Source organism: Bradyrhizobium forestalis, assembly GCF_002795245.1.
Lineage (GTDB): Bacteria > Pseudomonadota > Alphaproteobacteria > Rhizobiales > Xanthobacteraceae > Bradyrhizobium > Bradyrhizobium forestalis.
This window is the reverse complement of record NZ_PGVG01000043.1, coordinates 1-16,836: the sequence shown is the minus strand read 5'-3', so window position 1 is coordinate 16,836 and position 16,836 is coordinate 1. Positions and strand designations below refer to the sequence as shown.

13 protein-coding genes and 1 pseudogene are annotated in these 16,836 nt (G+C 63.6%); 3 read left to right on the top strand and 11 right to left on the bottom strand.

The genetic code is table 11. The features are described 5' to 3' along the window. Positions 1-67: 67 nt before the first annotated feature. From fmdA to urtA, 6 genes are all read right to left on the bottom strand, one after another. Positions 68-1,297 (bottom strand): formamidase, encoded by a 1,230-nt coding sequence (gene fmdA / locus CVM73_RS32700; protein WP_100235892.1) that lies wholly within the window; start codon positions 1,295-1,297, stop codon positions 68-70. 28 nt (positions 1,298-1,325) lie between these two features. Continuing rightward, a complete protein-coding gene (gene urtE / locus CVM73_RS32695) occupies positions 1,326-2,015 on the bottom strand; it encodes an urea ABC transporter ATP-binding subunit UrtE (protein ID WP_100235891.1) in 690 nt (229 codons plus the stop codon). A 216-nt stretch (positions 2,016-2,231) separates the two neighbouring features. Continuing rightward, positions 2,232-2,987 (bottom strand): urea ABC transporter ATP-binding protein UrtD, encoded by a 756-nt coding sequence (gene urtD / locus CVM73_RS32690; protein ID WP_100235890.1) that lies wholly within the window; start codon positions 2,985-2,987, stop codon positions 2,232-2,234. 118 nt (positions 2,988-3,105) lie between these two features. Beyond that, positions 3,106-4,248: an urea ABC transporter permease subunit UrtC gene (gene urtC / locus CVM73_RS32685; RefSeq protein ID WP_100235889.1), complete on the bottom strand. Its 1,143-nt coding sequence runs from the start codon at positions 4,246-4,248 to the stop codon at positions 3,106-3,108. A gap of 17 nt (positions 4,249-4,265) precedes the next feature. Then, complete coding sequence (gene urtB, locus CVM73_RS32680) at positions 4,266-5,192, bottom strand: urea ABC transporter permease subunit UrtB (protein ID WP_100235888.1); 927 nt, start codon at positions 5,190-5,192, stop codon at positions 4,266-4,268. 130 nt (positions 5,193-5,322) lie between these two features. After that, a complete protein-coding gene (urtA, locus tag CVM73_RS32675; protein WP_100235887.1) occupies positions 5,323-6,582 on the bottom strand; it encodes an urea ABC transporter substrate-binding protein in 1,260 nt (419 codons plus the stop codon). Between the two features lie 170 nt (positions 6,583-6,752). Here urtA and CVM73_RS32670 point away from each other — a divergent pair, with 170 nt between their 5' ends. Together CVM73_RS32670 and CVM73_RS32665 are read left to right on the top strand one after the other, a co-directional pair. Continuing rightward, on the top strand, positions 6,753-10,124 hold the full coding sequence (locus tag CVM73_RS32670; RefSeq protein ID WP_100235886.1) for a hybrid sensor histidine kinase/response regulator: 3,372 nt from the start codon (positions 6,753-6,755) through the stop codon (positions 10,122-10,124). After that, positions 10,108-11,034, top strand: a complete 927-nt coding sequence (locus CVM73_RS32665; protein WP_167407185.1) for a response regulator — start codon at positions 10,108-10,110, stop codon at positions 11,032-11,034. Before CVM73_RS32670 ends, CVM73_RS32665 begins: the two co-directional genes overlap by 17 nt. A 239-nt stretch (positions 11,035-11,273) precedes the next feature. Here CVM73_RS32665 and CVM73_RS32660 read toward each other — a convergent pair whose 3' ends face one another. Both CVM73_RS32660 and CVM73_RS32655 read right to left on the bottom strand, forming a co-directional pair. Beyond that, on the bottom strand, positions 11,274-12,776 hold the full coding sequence (locus CVM73_RS32660; protein WP_167407184.1) for a flavin-containing monooxygenase: 1,503 nt from the start codon (positions 12,774-12,776) through the stop codon (positions 11,274-11,276). A gap of 125 nt (positions 12,777-12,901) precedes the next feature. Then, on the bottom strand, positions 12,902-13,660 hold the full coding sequence (locus CVM73_RS32655; RefSeq protein WP_100235884.1) for a S1 family peptidase: 759 nt from the start codon (positions 13,658-13,660) through the stop codon (positions 12,902-12,904). Between the two features lie 109 nt (positions 13,661-13,769). Between CVM73_RS32655 and CVM73_RS32650 the strand changes: the two genes are divergently transcribed. Next, positions 13,770-14,405, top strand: a complete 636-nt coding sequence (locus CVM73_RS32650) for an HAD-IA family hydrolase (RefSeq protein ID WP_167407183.1) — start codon at positions 13,770-13,772, stop codon at positions 14,403-14,405. A 41-nt stretch (positions 14,406-14,446) separates the two neighbouring features. On the opposite strand, the gene mtnA is transcribed toward CVM73_RS32650, so the two are convergent. The 3 genes and pseudogenes from mtnA to CVM73_RS41690 all read right to left on the bottom strand — a co-directional run. Continuing rightward, entirely contained in the window at positions 14,447-15,553 is a 1,107-nt protein-coding gene (gene mtnA / locus CVM73_RS32645) for an S-methyl-5-thioribose-1-phosphate isomerase (RefSeq protein ID WP_100235883.1), read from the bottom strand. 18 nt (positions 15,554-15,571) lie between these two features. Continuing rightward, entirely contained in the window at positions 15,572-16,447 is an 876-nt protein-coding gene (locus tag CVM73_RS32640; RefSeq protein ID WP_100235882.1) for an S-methyl-5'-thioadenosine phosphorylase, read from the bottom strand. 316 nt (positions 16,448-16,763) lie between these two features. Then, positions 16,764-16,836 (bottom strand): annotated as a pseudogene (locus CVM73_RS41690) (phosphopantetheine-binding protein); the annotation flags it as partial.

The window sequence follows — 16,836 nt, the reverse complement described above, 5'->3', positions numbered from 1 at the left end:
TTCAACACACCTGGCGGCGGATGCGGGGCGGCAAGTACACGCCGTCCCGCACCCCGTCGCGCAGGGATCACGTGTCCGGTGAGATCGGCATCTGGATGTCGCCGGTGATGTGCTTGATGGGTCCGGCCGCCGACGGCATCACGTCGAAGTCGAAGATCTCGGTCGGCAGCCACAGCGTGGCACAGGCGTTGGGCACGTCGACCACGCCGGAGATGTGACCCTGGCACGGCGCGGTGCCGAGGATCGAATAGGCCTGGGCGCCGGAGTAGCCGAACTTCTTCAGATACTCGATGGCGTTGAGGCAGGCCTGACGATAGGCGATGTGGACGTCGAGATAGTGCTGCTTGCCGGCTTCATCGACCGAGATGCCCTCGAAGATCAGATAGTCCTTGTAGTTCGGCGTGATCGGCGACGGCTTGAAGATCGGGTTCTTGATGCCGTATTTCGACATGCCATCCTTGATCACCTCGACCTTCAGGTGCAGCCAGCCGGCCATCTCGATGGCGCCGCAGAAGGTGATCTCGCCGTCGCCCTGGCTGAAGTGCAGGTCGCCCATCGAGAGACCCGCGCCGGGCACATAGACCGGGAAGTAGATCTTCGAGCCGCGGGAGAGATCCTTGATGTCGCAATTGCCGCCATGCTCGCGCGGCGGCACGGTGCGCGCACCTTCGGCGCCGATCTTGGCCTTCACATCGCCCTTGGCGCGGCCGCCATGGGCGGTCGGCGCGAATGGCGGATTGGCAAGGCCGGGCACGCGGGTCGGATTGGTCGAGATCAGCTCGGCCTCGCGCTTGTTCCAGGTGTCCAGCATCTTCGGATCGGGCAGACAGCCGATCAGGCCGGGATGGATCAGGCCGGCGAAATTCACCCCGGGCACATGGCGCGACGAGGTGTAGAGGCCCTTGATGTCCCAGATCGACTTCTGCGCCAGCGGGAAATGGTCGGTCAGGAAGCCGCCGCCGTTCTGCTTGGAGAAGAAGCCGTTGAAGCCCCACAGGCTCTCCTTGAGCGGACCGACGTCGAGCAAATCGACCACGAGGAGGTCGCCGGGCTCGGCGCCCTTGACGCCGATCGGGCCGGACAGGAAGTGCACGATCGACAGGTCGATGTCGCGCACGTCATCGGCGGAATCGTTGTTCTTGATGAAGCCGCCGGTCCAGTCATAGGTCTCGATGATGAAATCGTCGCCGGGATTGACCCAGGCCACGATCGGGATGTCGGGGTGCCAGCGGTTGTGCACCATGTCATTTTCGTAAGCCGACTTGGTGAGATCGACCTTGATCAGTGTCTCTGGCATCGAGATGCTCCCCTTTTACTACGGTTGGTTAGACGGACAGATATTTCGAGACCTGCGCGGCATCGACGGCATCGCGCGGATCGTCGCGCACGATCTCGCCGTTCTCGATCACCAGAACACGGTCGGCGATGTCGAGCGCGAAGCTCAGGACCTGCTCGGAGACGACGATCGAGAGCCCCTTCTCGTCGCGAATGCGCTTGAGGGTCCGCGCCATCTCCTTGATGATCGAGGGCTGAATGCCTTCGGTCGGTTCGTCCAGCAGCAGCACCTTCGGCTTGGTCGCGAGCGCGCGCGCGATCGCAAGCTGCTGCTGCTGGCCGCCGGAGAGATTGCCGCCGCGGCGGCCCTTCATCTCCAGCAGCACCGGAAACAATTCGTAGATGTCTTCAGGCACCTCCGATCCGCCGGAGACGACGAGGCCGGTCTCGATGTTCTCCTTCACGGTCATCGTCGAGAAGATCATGCGGCCCTGCGGCACATAGGCGAGGCCCTTGGCGACGCGCTCGTAGCTCGGCAAGGAGCCGAGCTCGGCGCCGTTCATGCTGACCGAGCCGCTCTTCGCCGGCAGGATGCCCATCAGCGATTTCATCAGCGTAGTCTTGCCCATGCCGTTGCGGCCCATGATCGCGACGATCTCGTTGGGCGCGACCTTGACGTTGAGCCCGTGCAGCACCTCGCTCTGGCCGTAGGCGACGTGGAGATCGGAAATTGCCAGCATCGTCGCGTCTCCTAGACTCGGTGTCTCTTCACCTCTCCCCACCGGGGAGAGGTCGGCGCGTAGCGCCGGGTGAGGGGGCGCAGGCCCCGCGAGCGAGCCAAGCCCCTCACCCGAATTGCTCTTGACGATGCTTCGCATCGCAAGGAGCAATTCGACCTCTCCCTATGGGAGAGGTGGACCGTCATTGCCGCGGCGGGTTCGACCAACTTCGTCATCTCAATGCCCCAGGTACACTTCGACGACCTTGGGATCGTTCTTCACCTTCTCCATGGTGCCCTCCGAGAGGATCTGGCCCTGGTGCAGCACGGTGACCTTGTGCGCGATGTCTTCGACGAACTTCATGTCGTGCTCGATCACCAGCACGGAACGGTTCTTGATGATGCGGTTGAGCAGCTCGGCGGTCTTGGCGCGCTCGGAGACGCTCATGCCGGCGACGGGCTCGTCCAGCATCAACAGGTCCGGATCCTGGATCAGCAGCATGCCGATCTCGAGCCACTGCTTCTGGCCGTGGCTGAGCAGATCGGCATTCATGTTGAGCCGATCCTTCAGGAAGATCATCTCGGCGACCTCGTGCACCCGGTCGCGCACGGCGGCGTCGCGGGTGAAGGTCAGCGCGCCGAACACCGAGCGGCCGCGCGGATACGAGATCTCCAGATTCTCGAACACGGTGAGGTCGTCATAGATCGACGGATTCTGGAACTTGCGCCCCACCCCGGTCTTGACGATCTCGTTCTCCCTCATCCGGGTCAGCTCCTTGCCGCGGAACTGGATCGAGCCGGACGTGGCTTTGGTCTTGCCGCAGATCAGGTCGAGCACGGTGGTCTTGCCGGCACCGTTGGGACCGATGATGACGCGGATCTCGTTCTCGTCGACGTAGAAGGAGAGATCGTTGACTGCCTTGAACCCGTCGAACGACACGGTCAGCGCCTCCACGGCGAGCAGGAATTCCTTGGGCTGATGACCGACGAGCATGACCTATCTCCCCACTGCCAGCGTGGCATCGGCATCGTGATGACCGACGAGCATGACCTATCTCCTCACTGCCAGCGTGGCATCGGCATCGTGGTGACCTATCAGCATGACGATCTCCTCACTCCGCCGGGGCGCCGTCGGCGACCGAGCTGTCGGTCCAGCCGTCGGGTTTCGATTTGCGTGAGGCGATCAGGCGATCGATGCGCGGCTGCACATAGTCGCCCCAGATCCCGGCAAGGCCGTTCGGGAAGGCCAGGACCACGGCGATGAACAGGCCGCCGAGGCCGAACAACCACAATTCGGGGAAGGTTTCCGACAGGCTGGTCTTGGCGAAGTTGACCAGCAGCGTGCCGTAGATCGCACCGAGGATCGACAGCCGGCCGCCGACCGCGGTGTAGATCACCATCTCGATCGACGGCACGATGCCGACGAAGGACGGCGACATGAAGCCGACATTGAGCGCGAACATGGCGCCGCCGATCGCGGCGAACACGGCGGCGATGCAGAAGGCGAAGATCTTGAAGTTCGCGACGCTGTAGCCGGAGAACCGGACCCGATCCTCCTTCTCGCGCATCGCGACCAGGATGCGCCCGAGCTTGGAGTGCCGGATGAACTGCGCGATCATGATGCACGCGAACAGGCAGCCGACCTCGAAGAAGTACAGCACGATCTTGGCGTGATCAGGCCGGATGTCCCATCCCTTCAGCGTGCGCAGGTCGGTCATGCCGTTGATGCCGCCGGTGTAGCCCTGCTGTCCGACGATCAGGATCGTCATGATCGCCGCAACCGCCTGGGTGATGATGGCGAAGTAGGTGCCGCCGACACGGCGCTTGAACATCGCGGTGCCGATGATCAGCGCGAAGATGCCGGGGACGAGGATGATGGCGGCGATGGTGAAGGTGAGGCTGTTGAACGGCTTCCAGAAGAACGGCAACGCCGTGATCTGATTCCAGTCCATGAAGTCGGGAATGCCGGGTGTCGACTGGATCTTGGTGTTCTCCACGCTCGAAGCCTCGAGCTTCAGGAACATCGCCATGCAGTAGCCGCCGAGCCCGAAGAACACGCCCTGGCCGAGGCTCAGGATGCCGCCATAGCCCCAGCAGATGACGAGACCGAGCGCGACGAAGGCATAGGTCAGGTATTTTGCGACGAGGTTGAGCCTGAACACATCCAGCGTGAGCGGAAGGACCACCACCAGGAAGACCGCGAGCACCAGAATTCCGATGAGCTCCGATCGATTGAAGAACCGATTGTCGGTCATAACATCAGCCCCATTTCTCACTTGCGGACCTTGAGGGCGAACAGCCCCTGCGGCCGCAGCATCAGGATTCCGACGACGGCGAGCAGCGTCAGCACCTTGGCCATCGAGCCCGACATGAAGAACTCGAGGGTGGATTGCGTCTGCGAGATCGAGAAGGCGGAGGCGATGGTGCCGAGCAGGCTCGCGGCGCCGCCGAACACGACGACCAGGAATGTATCGACGATGTAGAGCTGTCCCGACGTCGGCCCGGTCGAGCCGATCATGGTGAAGGCGCTGCCGGCGACGCCCGCGATGCCGCAGCCGAGGCCGAACGTGTAGCGGTCGACCTTCTCGGTGTTGATGCCGACGGCGCCGGCCATGATGCGGTTCTGCACGACCGCGCGGACCTGGCGGCCCCAGCGCGATTTGAACATGACGTAAGCTACGGCGATGGTGATCAGAACGGTGAGACCCATCACGAAGACGCCGTTGATCGGAACTTCAATGCTGTCGGTCACGTGCAGCGAGCCCAGCATCCACTGCGGCAGCTCGACGCCAACCTCGCGCGCGCCGAACACGGAGCGATAGGCCTGCTGGAGCATCAGGCTAAGGCCCCAGGTCGCAAGCAGCGTATCGAGCGGACGCTTGTAGAGGTGTCGTATCAACACCCACTCCACCAGCATGCCCAGTGCGCCGGATGCGACAAAGGCCAGGATCATCGCCAGGAAGAAGTAGCCGCCAAACAGGCTCGGCAAGTAGCTCTGGAAGAGATTAGACGTCATCCAGGTGACGTAGGCCCCGAGGATCATGAACTCGCCATGGGCCATGTTGATGACACCCATCTGGCCGAAGATGATCGCGAGCCCCAGCGCCATCAGGACGTAGACGGAGAACAGGATCAGTCCGGCAAACCCCTGCATGACGAAGATGGAGCCAAGGTCACCAATCGAATAGTCGCCGAACATCGATGTCCTCCGTCGGGGAATAGGTCCCGCGTCGCGATGCAGATTCGCGACGCGGGGGTCTTGGGCATGGACTTGCGATCCACGCCAGGGAGAGCCTTGAACTTGAGGGAAGCGCGACGGATACCGCGGCTTACTGGTAGCCTTTCGGGAACGGATCCGGCTCGACGAGATCAGCGGTCTCGTAGATCAGCTCGAACTGGCCATCGAGCTTGGCGCGGCCCACCCGGGTCTTCGACCAGAGGTGATGGTTTTCGTGGATGCGCACATAACCTTCCGGCGCGCCCTTGAACTCGACGCCGGGCGAGGCCGCCGCGATCTTGTCGACGTCGAAGGAGCCGGCCTTCTCGACCGTCAGCTTCCACAGCCACGGGCCGAGATAGGCAGCCTGGGTGACGTCTCCGATCACGGTCTTCTCGCCCCACATCTTCTTGAACGCGGGCACGAAGGTCTTGTTGTTGGGATTGTCGAGCGACTGGAAATACTTCATGCAGGCATAGGCGCCCGCGATGTTCTCGCCGCCGATGCCGTCGATCTCGTCTTCGGTCACCGAGATGGTGAGCAGCGGCTGCTTGGCGAGGTCGATGCCGGCGGCCTTGAGCTGCTTGTAGAAGGCGACGTTGGAGCCGCCGACGACGTCGGTGAAGATCACGTCGGGCTTGGTCAGCTTGATCTTGTTGATGACCGAGTTGAACTGGGTCGAGCCGAGCGCATAGTACTCCTCGCCGACGACCTTGCCCTTCAGCACGTTCTCGACGTGCTTGCGCGCGATCTTGTTCGAGGTGCGCGGCCAGATGTAGTCGGAGCCGATGAAGAAGAAGGTCTTGGCGCCCTTCTCCTTGGCGATCCAGTTCAGGCCGGCGAGGATCTGCTGGGTTGCTTCCTGGCCGGTGTAGATGACGTTCTTGGACTGCTCGAGGCCTTCGTAGAAGGTCGGGTAATAGAGCATGCCGTTATACTGCTCCATGACCGGCAGCACCGCCTTGCGCGAGGCCGAGGTCCAGCAGCCCATGATCGCCGCGACCTTGTCGTTGACCAGCAGCTTCTTGGCCTTCTCGGCGAAGGTCGGCCAGTCGCTGGCGCCGTCCTCCTGGATGAACTTGATCTTGCGGCCGAGCACGCCGCCCATGGCGTTGATCTGCTCGATGGCGAGCTTTTCGGCCTCGATCGAGCCGGTCTCGGAGATCGCCATGGTGCCGGTCGCCGAATGCAGGATGCCGACCGTGACCTCGGTGTCGGTGACCGCAAGGCCCGTGGTGTTGACCGCCGAGGTCGCCGGGGCCTGCGCGAAGGACGCCCGCGGCAGCATCGTGATGGCCGGCACGGCGGCCATTCCCATCAATAGTTTGCGCCGGAGCGGCGACAACAGGCCCTTGTTTGCTTCGTCTGACATGAGCACCCCACTTTTGTTCGAGAACACGCGATTGGTGCCGTGAGGATGGCTCGAATTTATGCAGCCCAAGCATACGCAAGATCGCGTATACTGCACCGCAAAATGCCGACGTAGGCTTTTGGTACGGAATTTGCGAGGGCTCCGGGTCCGTATCGGGAGTGGGGTAAAGAGTGGCAGGGCGGCAGCGAATAGACCGCGTCAGGCGCCAGTACAACCAATGGGTCGCCAACCAGACGCTGGAAGACTACGCGCTGCGCTTCACCGCCAAGGGCGCGCGGCGGTGGTCCGCCGCCCGCGTCGCCAACACCGCGATCGGCGCGATCTCCTTCCTGGTGCTCGAGGCGATCGGCGGCACCATCACCCTGAACTACGGCGTCACCAACGCCGCGGCCGCGATCCTCGTCGTCTCCACCATCATCTTCTGCTGCGGCGTGCCGATCGCCTATCATGCCGCCAAATGCGGCATCGACATCGACCTCCTCACCCGCGGCGCCGGCTTCGGCTATATCGGCTCGACCGTCACCTCGCTGATCTACGCCTCCTTCACCTTCATCTTTTTCGCGGTCGAGGCGGTCATCCTGGCGACCGCGCTGGAGATGTGCCTCGGCATTCCGCGCCCGATCGGCTACCTCATCAGCGCGGTGGCGATCATCCCGCTCGTGACCTACGGCATCACGCTGATCAGCCGCTTCCAGCTCTGGACGCAACCGCTCTGGATCATTCTGCACATCCTGCCCTTTGTCGCGATCGCCTGGGCCAGCCCGCACTCCTTCACGGAATGGCGCAAGTTCTCCGGTGAGCACGGTGATCTCAACGGGCAATTCGATCTGCTGCTGTTCGGCGTGGCGTCGTCCGTGGTGTTCTCGCTGGTGGCGCAGATCGGCGAGCAGGTCGACTTCCTCAGGTTTCTGCCGCGCGACCGCCGCGCCTCCAAGGCATCGTGGTGGATCGCGCTGATGAGCGCGGGGCCGGGCTGGATCGTGCTCGGCGCGCTGAAGCTCCTGGCCGGCTCGTTCCTGGCCTTCTTTGCGCTGAGCCATGGCGTGCCGCCCGAAGAGGCCGCCGAGCCCGCGCATATGTATCTCGTGGCCTTTCGATACGTGCTGTCCGAGCCGGACCTCGCGCTGGCCCTGACCGGCATCTTCGTGGTCCTGTCGCAGATCAAGATCAACGTCACCAACGCCTATGCCGGCTCGATCGCCTGGTCGAATTTCTTCTCGCGTCTGACCCATAGCCATCCCGGTCGCGTGGTCTGGCTGGTGTTCAACGTGATGGTGGCGCTGCTGCTGATGGAGATCGGCGTCTACAAGGCGCTGGAGCAGACGCTGGCGCTCTACTCCAACGTCGCGATCGCCTGGGTCGGCGCGCTGGTGTCCGACCTCGTGATCAACAAGCCGCTCGGCCTGCGTCCCCCGCAGATGGAGTTCAAGCGAGCGCACCTCTACGACATCAATCCAGTCGGTGTCGGCGCCATGATGCTCGCGATCATCGTCTCGATCGCGGCGTTCTACGGCCTGTTCGGCCCGACCATGAAGGCGCTGGCCGCCTTCGTCGCACTGACGGTCGCCTTCGTCACCGCGCCCGTGATCGCCTGGCTGACGGACGGAAAATTCTACATCGCACGCAAACCGAAGCGGAGCTGGGCCAATATCGAGGCGATCCAGTGTTGTATCTGCGAGCACAGCTTCGAGCCGGAGGATATCACCTCCTGCCCGGCCTATGCCGGTCCGATCTGCTCGCTGTGCTGCTCGCTCGACGCCCGCTGCCATGATCTCTGCAAGCCGCATGGGCGGGCGCAGGCGCAGTTTGCCGAGGCGCTCGGCAAGATCCTGCCGCAGCCGATCTACGCGCGGGTCAACTCGCAGTTCGGCCATTATGTCGGCGTCTTCGTGGTCTCCGCCGGCCTCGTCGCGCTGGTGCTCGGACTGATCTATCTCCAGACCTCCGCCAGCGTGCACGGCGAGAACATGCTGGTCTCGAACGTGCTCTGGAAGGTGTTCTTCTCGCTCAGCATCATCATCGGCGTGGTGGCGTGGCTGTTCGTGCTGGCGCAGCAGAGCCGCCGCGCCGCCGAGGCCGAGACGCGGCGTCAGACGGCGCTGCTGATCCAGGAGATCGACGCGCATAAGCGCACCGATGCCGAGCTCCAACGTGCCAAGGAAGTCGCCGAATCCGCCAACCTCGCCAAGAGCCGCTACGTCGTGGGCCTGAGCCACGAGCTGCGCTCGCCGCTGAATGCGATCAGCGGCTATGCCCAGCTGCTCGAGCAGGATACGACGCTGAGCACCAAGCCGCGCGACCAGGTCCGCGTCGTCCGCCGCAGCGCCGACCACCTCTCCGGCCTGATCGACGGCATCCTGGACATCTCCAAGATCGAGGCGGGGCGGCTGTATCTGTCGCGCGACGAGGGGCGCTTAAGCGAATTCCTCGACCAGCTCGTCGGCATGTTCCGCCTCCAGGCCGCGGCCAAGGGCATCGATTTCGTGTTCAGGCGACCCGCGCATCTGCCGGTCGTCGTCTATGCCGACGAGAAGCGGCTGCGCCAGGTGCTGATCAACCTGCTCTCCAACGCCATCAAATTCACCCAGACCGGCAGCGTGCAGTTCGTCGTGCACTATCGCAGCCCCGTCGCCGAGTTCGAGGTGATCGACACCGGCCCGGGCATCCAGGGCGACGATCTCGAGCGCATCTTCGCGCCGTTCGAACGCGGCGCGCTCGGTGTCGCGCAGCCGCAGACAGGAACGGGCCTGGGGCTGACGATCAGCCGCCTGCTCGCCGGCGTCATGGGTGGCGACATCAAGGTCACGAGCATGGTCGGCACCGGCTCAACGTTCAAGGTCAAGATCCTGCTCTCGGAGGTCACCAATCCCCAGCGCATCGCGCCGGTGGAGGCGCCGGTCTCCGGCTATCACGGCGCGCGCAAGACCATCCTCGTCACCGACGATGATCCCGTGCATCGCGACCTCTTGCGCGAGGTGCTGACGCCGCTCGGCTTCATCCTGCTCAGCGCGCCCGACGGCGCGGGCTGCCTTGCACTGGCACAGCATTGCCGGCCCGATCTGTTCCTGCTCGATATCTCGATGCCTGCCATGGACGGCTGGGCGGTCGCCGAGGCCTTGCGCGCGAGCGGCCATCATCAAGCGCGCATCCTGATGGTGTCGGCAAGCGCGATCGAGGCCCACGGCGCACCGCTGGCGCAGCCCTTCCACGACGGCTACCTGATGAAGCCGATCGACATCCCGCGGCTCTTGGAGACGATCCGCCAGCTCCTGAAGATCGAATGGCAATACGGTTCGGACGAGGTCGCGGTCCCGCTCTGGCACCCCGAGACCGGATCAAAGCCGCCGCTGCGACACATCGAGGCGCTGATCGGTCTCGGCCAGATCGGCTACGTCAAGGGCATCCAGTTGAAGCTGGACGAGATCGGCAGCGAGCACCCTGAACATGCCGACTTCGTCGCGCAGATGCGGTCGCTGGTCGATCGCTTCGATCTCGACCAGTACATGGACACATTGAAGACGTTGCATGCTTATGAGCATTGAACCAAAGAAGCGCGACGTCGCGCTTGTTGTCGATGATTCCCCGGAGACGCTGCGGCTGCTCACCGATGCGCTCGACGGCGCCGGCATGACGGTCATGGTGGCGCTCGACGGCGCCGCGGCGATGCGCATCATCGACCAGCTCACGCCTGACATCATTCTGCTCGATGCCGTGATGCCCGGCATCGACGGCTTCGAGACCTGCCGCCGGCTCAAGCGCGATGCGGGTCTCGCAAACGTCCCCGTGATCTTCATGACGGGCCTTGCCGAGACCGAGCACATCGTGCGTGGACTGGAAGCCGGCGGCGTCGACTACGTGACCAAGCCGATCGTGATCGAGGAGATGCTGGCTCGTATCCGCGTCCATCTCGGCAATGCCCGGCTGACCCAGAGCGCGCGCGCCGCGCTCGACGTCTCCGGCCGCTTCCTGTTCGCGGTCAACCGGCAGGGCCATTTGCTCTGGGCGACGCCGCAGGCACAGAAGCTGCTGTCCGATCATCACGGCGCGCAGGCCGACGACTTCGTCCTGCCGCCAGCACTGTTGCAATGGCTGGAGCAGGCCAGGGCCAAGGGCAGCGCGAAGTCTCAAGGCGCTTTCTTGCCCGACAATCCGCAACTTCGGCTCTTTTACATGGGCGAGACCGCACCGAACGAGTTTTTGCTGCGGCTCTCCAGGGAGTCCGGCACCGCGCTGCCTCCCGAATTCACCAGCGAGCTCGGCCTCACCACCCGCGAGGGAGAGGTGCTAGCCTGGCTCAGCAAGGGCAAGACCAACCGCGACATCGCGCAAATTCTGGGCCTCAGCCCGCGCACGGTCGACAAGCATCTGGAGCAGATCTACGCCAAGCTCGGTGTGGAGAACCGGACCGCGGCGGCCGCGATTGCCGCGAATGCGACGAGGCGGAATTCGTAGCCGCATTGCGAGTCAGTCGGGACACCGCCCAGCCAACAAACGGTGTCGTCCCGGACAAGCGCAGCGAAGCGGAGCGCTGATCCGGGACCCATACCGCGTGCTCTCTCGATCTTGGGCAGTCGCAATACCGAACCACGAATCTTGGCCAAACTCCTCCCTAGGGTTATGGGTCCCTGCTTTCGCAGGGACGACAGCGGAGTATGTGGCGGTCGCGACCGCCCCTTACGCTACTATGCGCTTCACCCGTACACGAACGCCTTGTCGTCCAGATCCGTCTTCGGGATCTCGTCCTTCTCGGTCCAGTAATCCTGGCTGTGCTGCCATTCCGGCTTGTCGCCGCGCTTGGGCAACAGGTTCATGTTGCGCATCATGTAGCCGGGGTTGAAGTTTTCCGGATCGATCCAGGGCAAGATCGGCATGTTGTGGTCCTCGGGGCGCAAGCTCACCTCGACCTTCTTTTTGCCCTTGGCCTTCATGTGTCCGAGAAGCCTGCAGACGAAATCGGCGACGAGGTCGACGCGCAGCGTCCAGCTGGCGCGGAAGTAGCCGAACACCCAGACCATGTTCGGCACGCCCGTGAACATCATGCCGCGATAGGTGACGGTGTCGCCAAAGGCGAGCGGCTTGCCGTCGATCTCGAAGGCGATGTCGCCGAGCGCGGCAAGATTGAAGCCGGTCGCGGTGACGATGACATCGGCCTCGAGCAACTTGCCGGATTTGAGCTGGATTCCGTTCTCGACGAAGCATTCGATCTCGTCGGTGACGACGGAGGCCTTGCCGCTGGCGATGCCCTTGAACAGGTCGGCATCCGGCACGAAGGCGATGCGCTGCCGCCATGGACGATAGCTGGGCGTGAAGTGTTTCTCGACATCGTAGTCCGGGCCGAGCACGGCGCTGATCTGGCCGATCAGCTCCTTCTTGACCTGCTCGGGCTTGGCCACGCAGAGCTTGGTGAACGCGTCCTGCTCGAACAGGATCTTGCGCCGGACGATCTCGTGGATCCATTCCTCGTCGACCTGGAGTCGGCGCAGCTCCTCGGCGATCTCGATGGCGTTGCGGCCGAGGCGGAAATAGGTCGGCGAGCGCTGCAGCATGGTGACGTGCACGCAACTGTCCGCGATGTTCGGCACCAGCGTTGCCGCGGTCGCGCCCGAGCCGATCACGACGACCTTCTTGTTCGTGAGATCGATATCATCCGGCCAGGTCTGCGGATGGACGATGCGGCCCTTGAAGCGGTCCGTGCCCTTCCATTCCGGCGTGTAGCCTTCCGAATGGCGGTAATAGCCCTGGCACATCCAGAGGAAATTTGCGGTGAAGGTCTTTGCCTCGCCCGTATCGGTGGTCGTCGCCTCGATGGTCCAGAGATTCTGTTCGCTCGACCAGCTCGCGGAATTGATCTTGTGCTTGTAGCGAATGTGGCGAGCGATATCGTTGTCGTCGATCACCTCTTTCATGTAGGAGAGAATCTCCTCGGCGGTCGCGATGGGCGGCCCGACCCAGGGCTTGAAGCTGTAGCCGAAGGTGTGGAGGTCGCTGTCCGATCGGATGCCGGGATAGCGATGGGTGCTCCAGGTGCCGCCAAACGTCGCCTGCGTTTCGAGAATGACGTAGCTCGTGCCCGGCAGCTGCTTTTCGATATGATAGGCGCTACCGATGCCGGAGATGCCGGCGCCGACGATCAGCACGTCGAAATGTTCCGAGGCCTGCTTGGTGGTGGCGTGACTGCGAACAGCGACATTCATTGTTGCTTCTATGCCTTGCTTGTTTTTGTGGCCGCCCTTGACCGGACGGCGCGTTTCCTCCGCGACGGGCATGATCACCCGCCGCGCCTCCGCTTCAAAATGACATAGATCAAGTCGCGGTCAAATCACAGTGCCGCACCCCAGCTCCGCGCGGTCTGCAAAATCCAGTCGCGATAGAGCGTCAGCGGCGTCACGCCGGTCAATCCGCCGCAACCGGCGGCGCCGCTCGGCCCTGTCGACCAGCTGATGAGACCGACGAGCACGGGACCATTCGGCTTGTCCTCGAACACGGGGCCGCCGGAATCGCCGGTGCAGGCGCCAATTCCATCACGAACACCGTTGGTTACGGGATCGACCAGCCGGATCTGCAGCGTGCCCGGCTGTCCCGTCGCTACGAGGCCGGCAACGCGCGTCGTGCCGCCGCTCTTGCCCTCGCCGCGAACGGTGACGCCGATGCCGGCAATGACGAAGCGGCTGCCGACCTGAATTGGAATATTCGGCATGCCGACAGTCACTGTGGATTTTCCCTTCGGTGGAATTTCCAGCTGCAGCACCGCCACGTCGGCGGTGGCGCGATGCGCCTGCATCGCCTGCATGTTGAAATTCGGATGGATCGCGACGGTGCGGACGTTCAGCAACTGCGGCTGGCCGTCGGCACCGCGATCGACGATCTTGTAGTCGGCGCCGGGCTGCACGCAGTGCGCAACCGTCAGGACCACGCGTGGTGCAATCAGGCTGCCGGTGCAGAAATTGCCGCGAGAGCCGACGATGGTGACGACGGCACGCGCGACACCATCGGCCTGCGGCGTGCCGCCACCGACGATGGCATGGGCGGGCGTGGCGAGCAGCAGCGCTGCTGCGATGAACGAGGCAAGCTTCTTCATGGGAACACGCTTTAGCGTCAGCATCGGTGAAGGAGGGGACGGCTTCGGACTGGCTCTTGCCGATAGCGCATGCTAGCCCTCTTGGAAAGGAATTGACGAGGGCAGGACATTGGCGATCGAGGCGGTGATCTTTGATTTTGGCGGCGTGCTGACGAGTTCACCATTCGAGGCGTTCGCGCGGTTCGAGACCGAGCGCGGCCTGCCCATCGACATCATCCGGCGCACCAACGCCGCCAATCATCTGGAGAACGCCTGGGCCAAGTTCGAGCGGGCCGAGGTCGACATCGAGACGTTCGACGAATTGTTCGCCGCGGAATCGCTCGCGCTTGGCGCGGAGGTGCGGGGACGCGACGTGCTGCCGCTGCTCCAGGGCGACCTGCGGCCAGAGATGGTCGAGGCTCTGAAGCGCATCAAGGCGCAGTTGAAGACCGGCTGCATCACCAACAACCTTCCGGCCAACGCGATCGGCAGCATGACCGGCCGCTCGCTTTACATTGCCGAAGTCATGGTGCTGTTCGATCACGTCATCGAATCCGCCAAGATCGGCCTGCGCAAGCCCGATCCGCGCATCTACCGGATGATGGTCGAGACGCTGAAGGTCGATCCGAACAGTTGCGTGTATCTCGACGATCTCGGCGTCAATTTGAAGCCAGCGCGCGAGATGGGCATGACGACGATCAAGGTGACGAGTGGGACGCAAGCGATCGCGGATCTCGAGAAGGCGACGGGGCTGAGGCTGAGCTAGCGCGTCATTCTCCGTCATTGCGAGATATCGACCAATCAAACCTATCCCACCGCAGCGGCAATCCGCTCCGGAAACGCCCCCGCCAGCGAAGCGCGATCCGGCTTGAGCACACCGCGTTCGGTGATGAGTCCGGTGACGAGACGCGCCGGCGTCACGTCGAAGGCATAGTTCGCGACCGGCGAGCCTTCCGGCACGATCCGCACCGTCTCCAGCCTTCCGTCCGCGGTGCGGCCGGTCATATCGGTGACCTCCACGCCGCTGCGCTGCTCGATCGGGATATCCCTGATGCCGTCATGAACGGCGAAATCGATCGTGGGCGAGGGCAGCGCGACGTAGAACGGTACGCCGTTGTCATGCGCGGCGAGCGCCTTGAGATACGTGCCGATCTTGTTGCAGACGTCGCCATTGGCGGCGACGCGATCGGTGCCGACGATGGCGAGATCGACCATGCCATGCTGCATCAGATGTCCGCCGGTATTGTCGGGAATCACCGTGTGCGGCACACCGTGATGGCCGAGCTCCCAGGCCGTGAGCGAGGCGCCCTGATTACGCGGGCGCGTCTCGTCGACCCAGACATGGACCTTGATGCCGCGCTCATGTGCAAGGTAGATCGGCGCGGTCGCCGTGCCCCAATCGACGGTGGCGAGCCAGCCGGCGTTACAATGGGTCAGCACGTTGACTACTTCGCCCGGCTTCTTCGCCGCGATCGCCTCGATCAGCTTCAGTCCGTTGCCGGCAATGCCGCGGTTGATCTCGACGTCCTGCTCGACGATCTCGTCGGCGCGCGCATAGGCGGCCTCGGCCCGTTCCAGCGGATCGATCGGCGCGAGCGCCGCGCGCATCTCGTCCAGGGCCCATTTCAGGTTGATGGCGGTCGGCCGCGCCACGACGAGCGTCTCGTAGGCGCGCTTCAGACCGGCATCGGACGCGTCCTCGCGCATCGCGAGCGCCATGCCGTAGGCGGCGGTGGCGCCGATCAACGGCGCACCGCGCACCAGCATGTCACGGATGGCGACCGCCGCGTCTTCACACGACGTCAGCTTCGCAACGATGAACTCGTGCGGCAGCCGGCGCTGATCGATCGCGCCGACCGACCAGCCGTCACGCTCGCGCCAGATGCTACGGAAATGCTTGCCGTCGACCTTCATGGCATTCTGCCTTTCGTCTCACGCCCGCAGGATGCGTCCTGCCACCGCATCGAGCTTCTTCAGAAGCTCGGGATCGCGGGCCTCGGGCGCCGTGATCAGCGCGGTGTCGAGCGCACGGTCCGAGCCAATCGGGCACGGCTCGTGCTCGCGCGGGAAATCCTTGGCCAGCCGCGCCACCAGCGCCTTCGCCTTGTCGGCGTTCGAGTTCAGCACGCGGATGATATCCTGAACGGTGACGGCGTCATGATCGGGATGCCAGCAATCGAAATCCGTCACCATCGCGACGGTAGCATAACAAATCTCCGCCTCACGCGCGAGCTTGGCCTCGGGCATGTTGGTCATGCCAATCACGGAATAGCCAAGAGTCTTGTAGGTCATGCTTTCCGCGTAAGTGGAGAATTGCGGTCCTTCCATGCAGACATAGGTGCCGCCGCGCGCGATCGCGATGCCCTCGGCCTCAGCCGCCGCGGCAAGATGGATGCGCAGCCGCGGCGAGACCGGGTGCGCCATCGATACATGCGCGACGCAGCCGCGGCCGAAGAACGAGCTCTCGCGCTTGTGGGTGCGGTCGACGAACTGGTCGACGAGGACGAAGGTGCCGGGCGGCAGTTCCTCTTTGAAGGAGCCGCAGGCCGAGAGCGAGATCAAGTCGGTGACGCCGGCGCGCTTCAGCACGTCGATATTGGCGCGATAGTTGATGTCGGAGGGGGACAGCCGGTGCCCCTTGTCATGCCGCGGCAGGAACACGATCGGCAGGCCGGCGATGGAGCCACGCCGCACGGGCGCAGAGGGCTCGCCCCAGGGGCTCTTGATCACCTCTTCGCGCGCACCCTCGAGGCCCGGCAGGTCATAGATGCCCGAGCCGCCGATGATACCCAATACCGCCTGCGTCATGCCTGCTCCACCCTGTCCGACATATGTGACCTGGTTAAGCTATGCCAGTTTTGCGACGGATTTGGAACGGGGATGGAGGGGTGATGGCGGTCGTGTGAGGAGCGGTGACGCGGCCTCACACTCAGTGTCGTCCCTGCCTAGTGCGCAATTGCGCACGGGGCGCAGGGACCCATACCGCGGAATCTATCGATGGAGCAGGTCGCAATCCCGAACGACCAATCTTCGCCAAACTTCTCCCTGGGGTTATGGGTCCCTGCGCCCCGTGCGCAATTGCGCACTAGGCAGGGACGACACCGGAGAGAGATCGGTGCGCAGATTACGCCGCGGTCGCCGGCTGCAGCTGGGTCGCGACCATCCGCTCCAAGGTCTCGACCGACTGGAAATTCTCC

Coding starts and splice junctions, on each gene's coding strand:
- fmdA (WP_100235892.1), bottom strand. CDS start 1,297: ATGCCAGAGACACTGATCAAGGTCGATCTCACCAAGTCGGCTTACGAA.
- urtD (WP_100235890.1), bottom strand. CDS start 2,987: ATGCTCGTCGGTCATCAGCCCAAGGAATTCCTGCTCGCCGTGGAGGCG.
- urtB (WP_100235888.1), bottom strand. CDS start 5,192: ATGTTCGGCGACTATTCGATTGGTGACCTTGGCTCCATCTTCGTCATG.
- CVM73_RS32660 (WP_167407184.1), bottom strand. CDS start 12,776: ATGAATGTCGCTGTTCGCAGTCACGCCACCACCAAGCAGGCCTCGGAA.
- urtA (WP_100235887.1), bottom strand. CDS start 6,582: ATGTCAGACGAAGCAAACAAGGGCCTGTTGTCGCCGCTCCGGCGCAAA.
- urtC (WP_100235889.1), bottom strand. CDS start 4,248: ATGACCGACAATCGGTTCTTCAATCGATCGGAGCTCATCGGAATTCTG.
- mtnA (WP_100235883.1), bottom strand. CDS start 15,553: ATGAAGGTCGACGGCAAGCATTTCCGTAGCATCTGGCGCGAGCGTGAC.
- CVM73_RS32655 (WP_100235884.1), bottom strand. CDS start 13,660: ATGAAGAAGCTTGCCTCGTTCATCGCAGCAGCGCTGCTGCTCGCCACG.
- urtE (WP_100235891.1), bottom strand. CDS start 2,015: ATGCTGGCAATTTCCGATCTCCACGTCGCCTACGGCCAGAGCGAGGTG.
- CVM73_RS32640 (WP_100235882.1), bottom strand. CDS start 16,447: ATGACGCAGGCGGTATTGGGTATCATCGGCGGCTCGGGCATCTATGAC.
- CVM73_RS32665 (WP_167407185.1), top strand. CDS start 10,108: ATGCTTATGAGCATTGAACCAAAGAAGCGCGACGTCGCGCTTGTTGTC.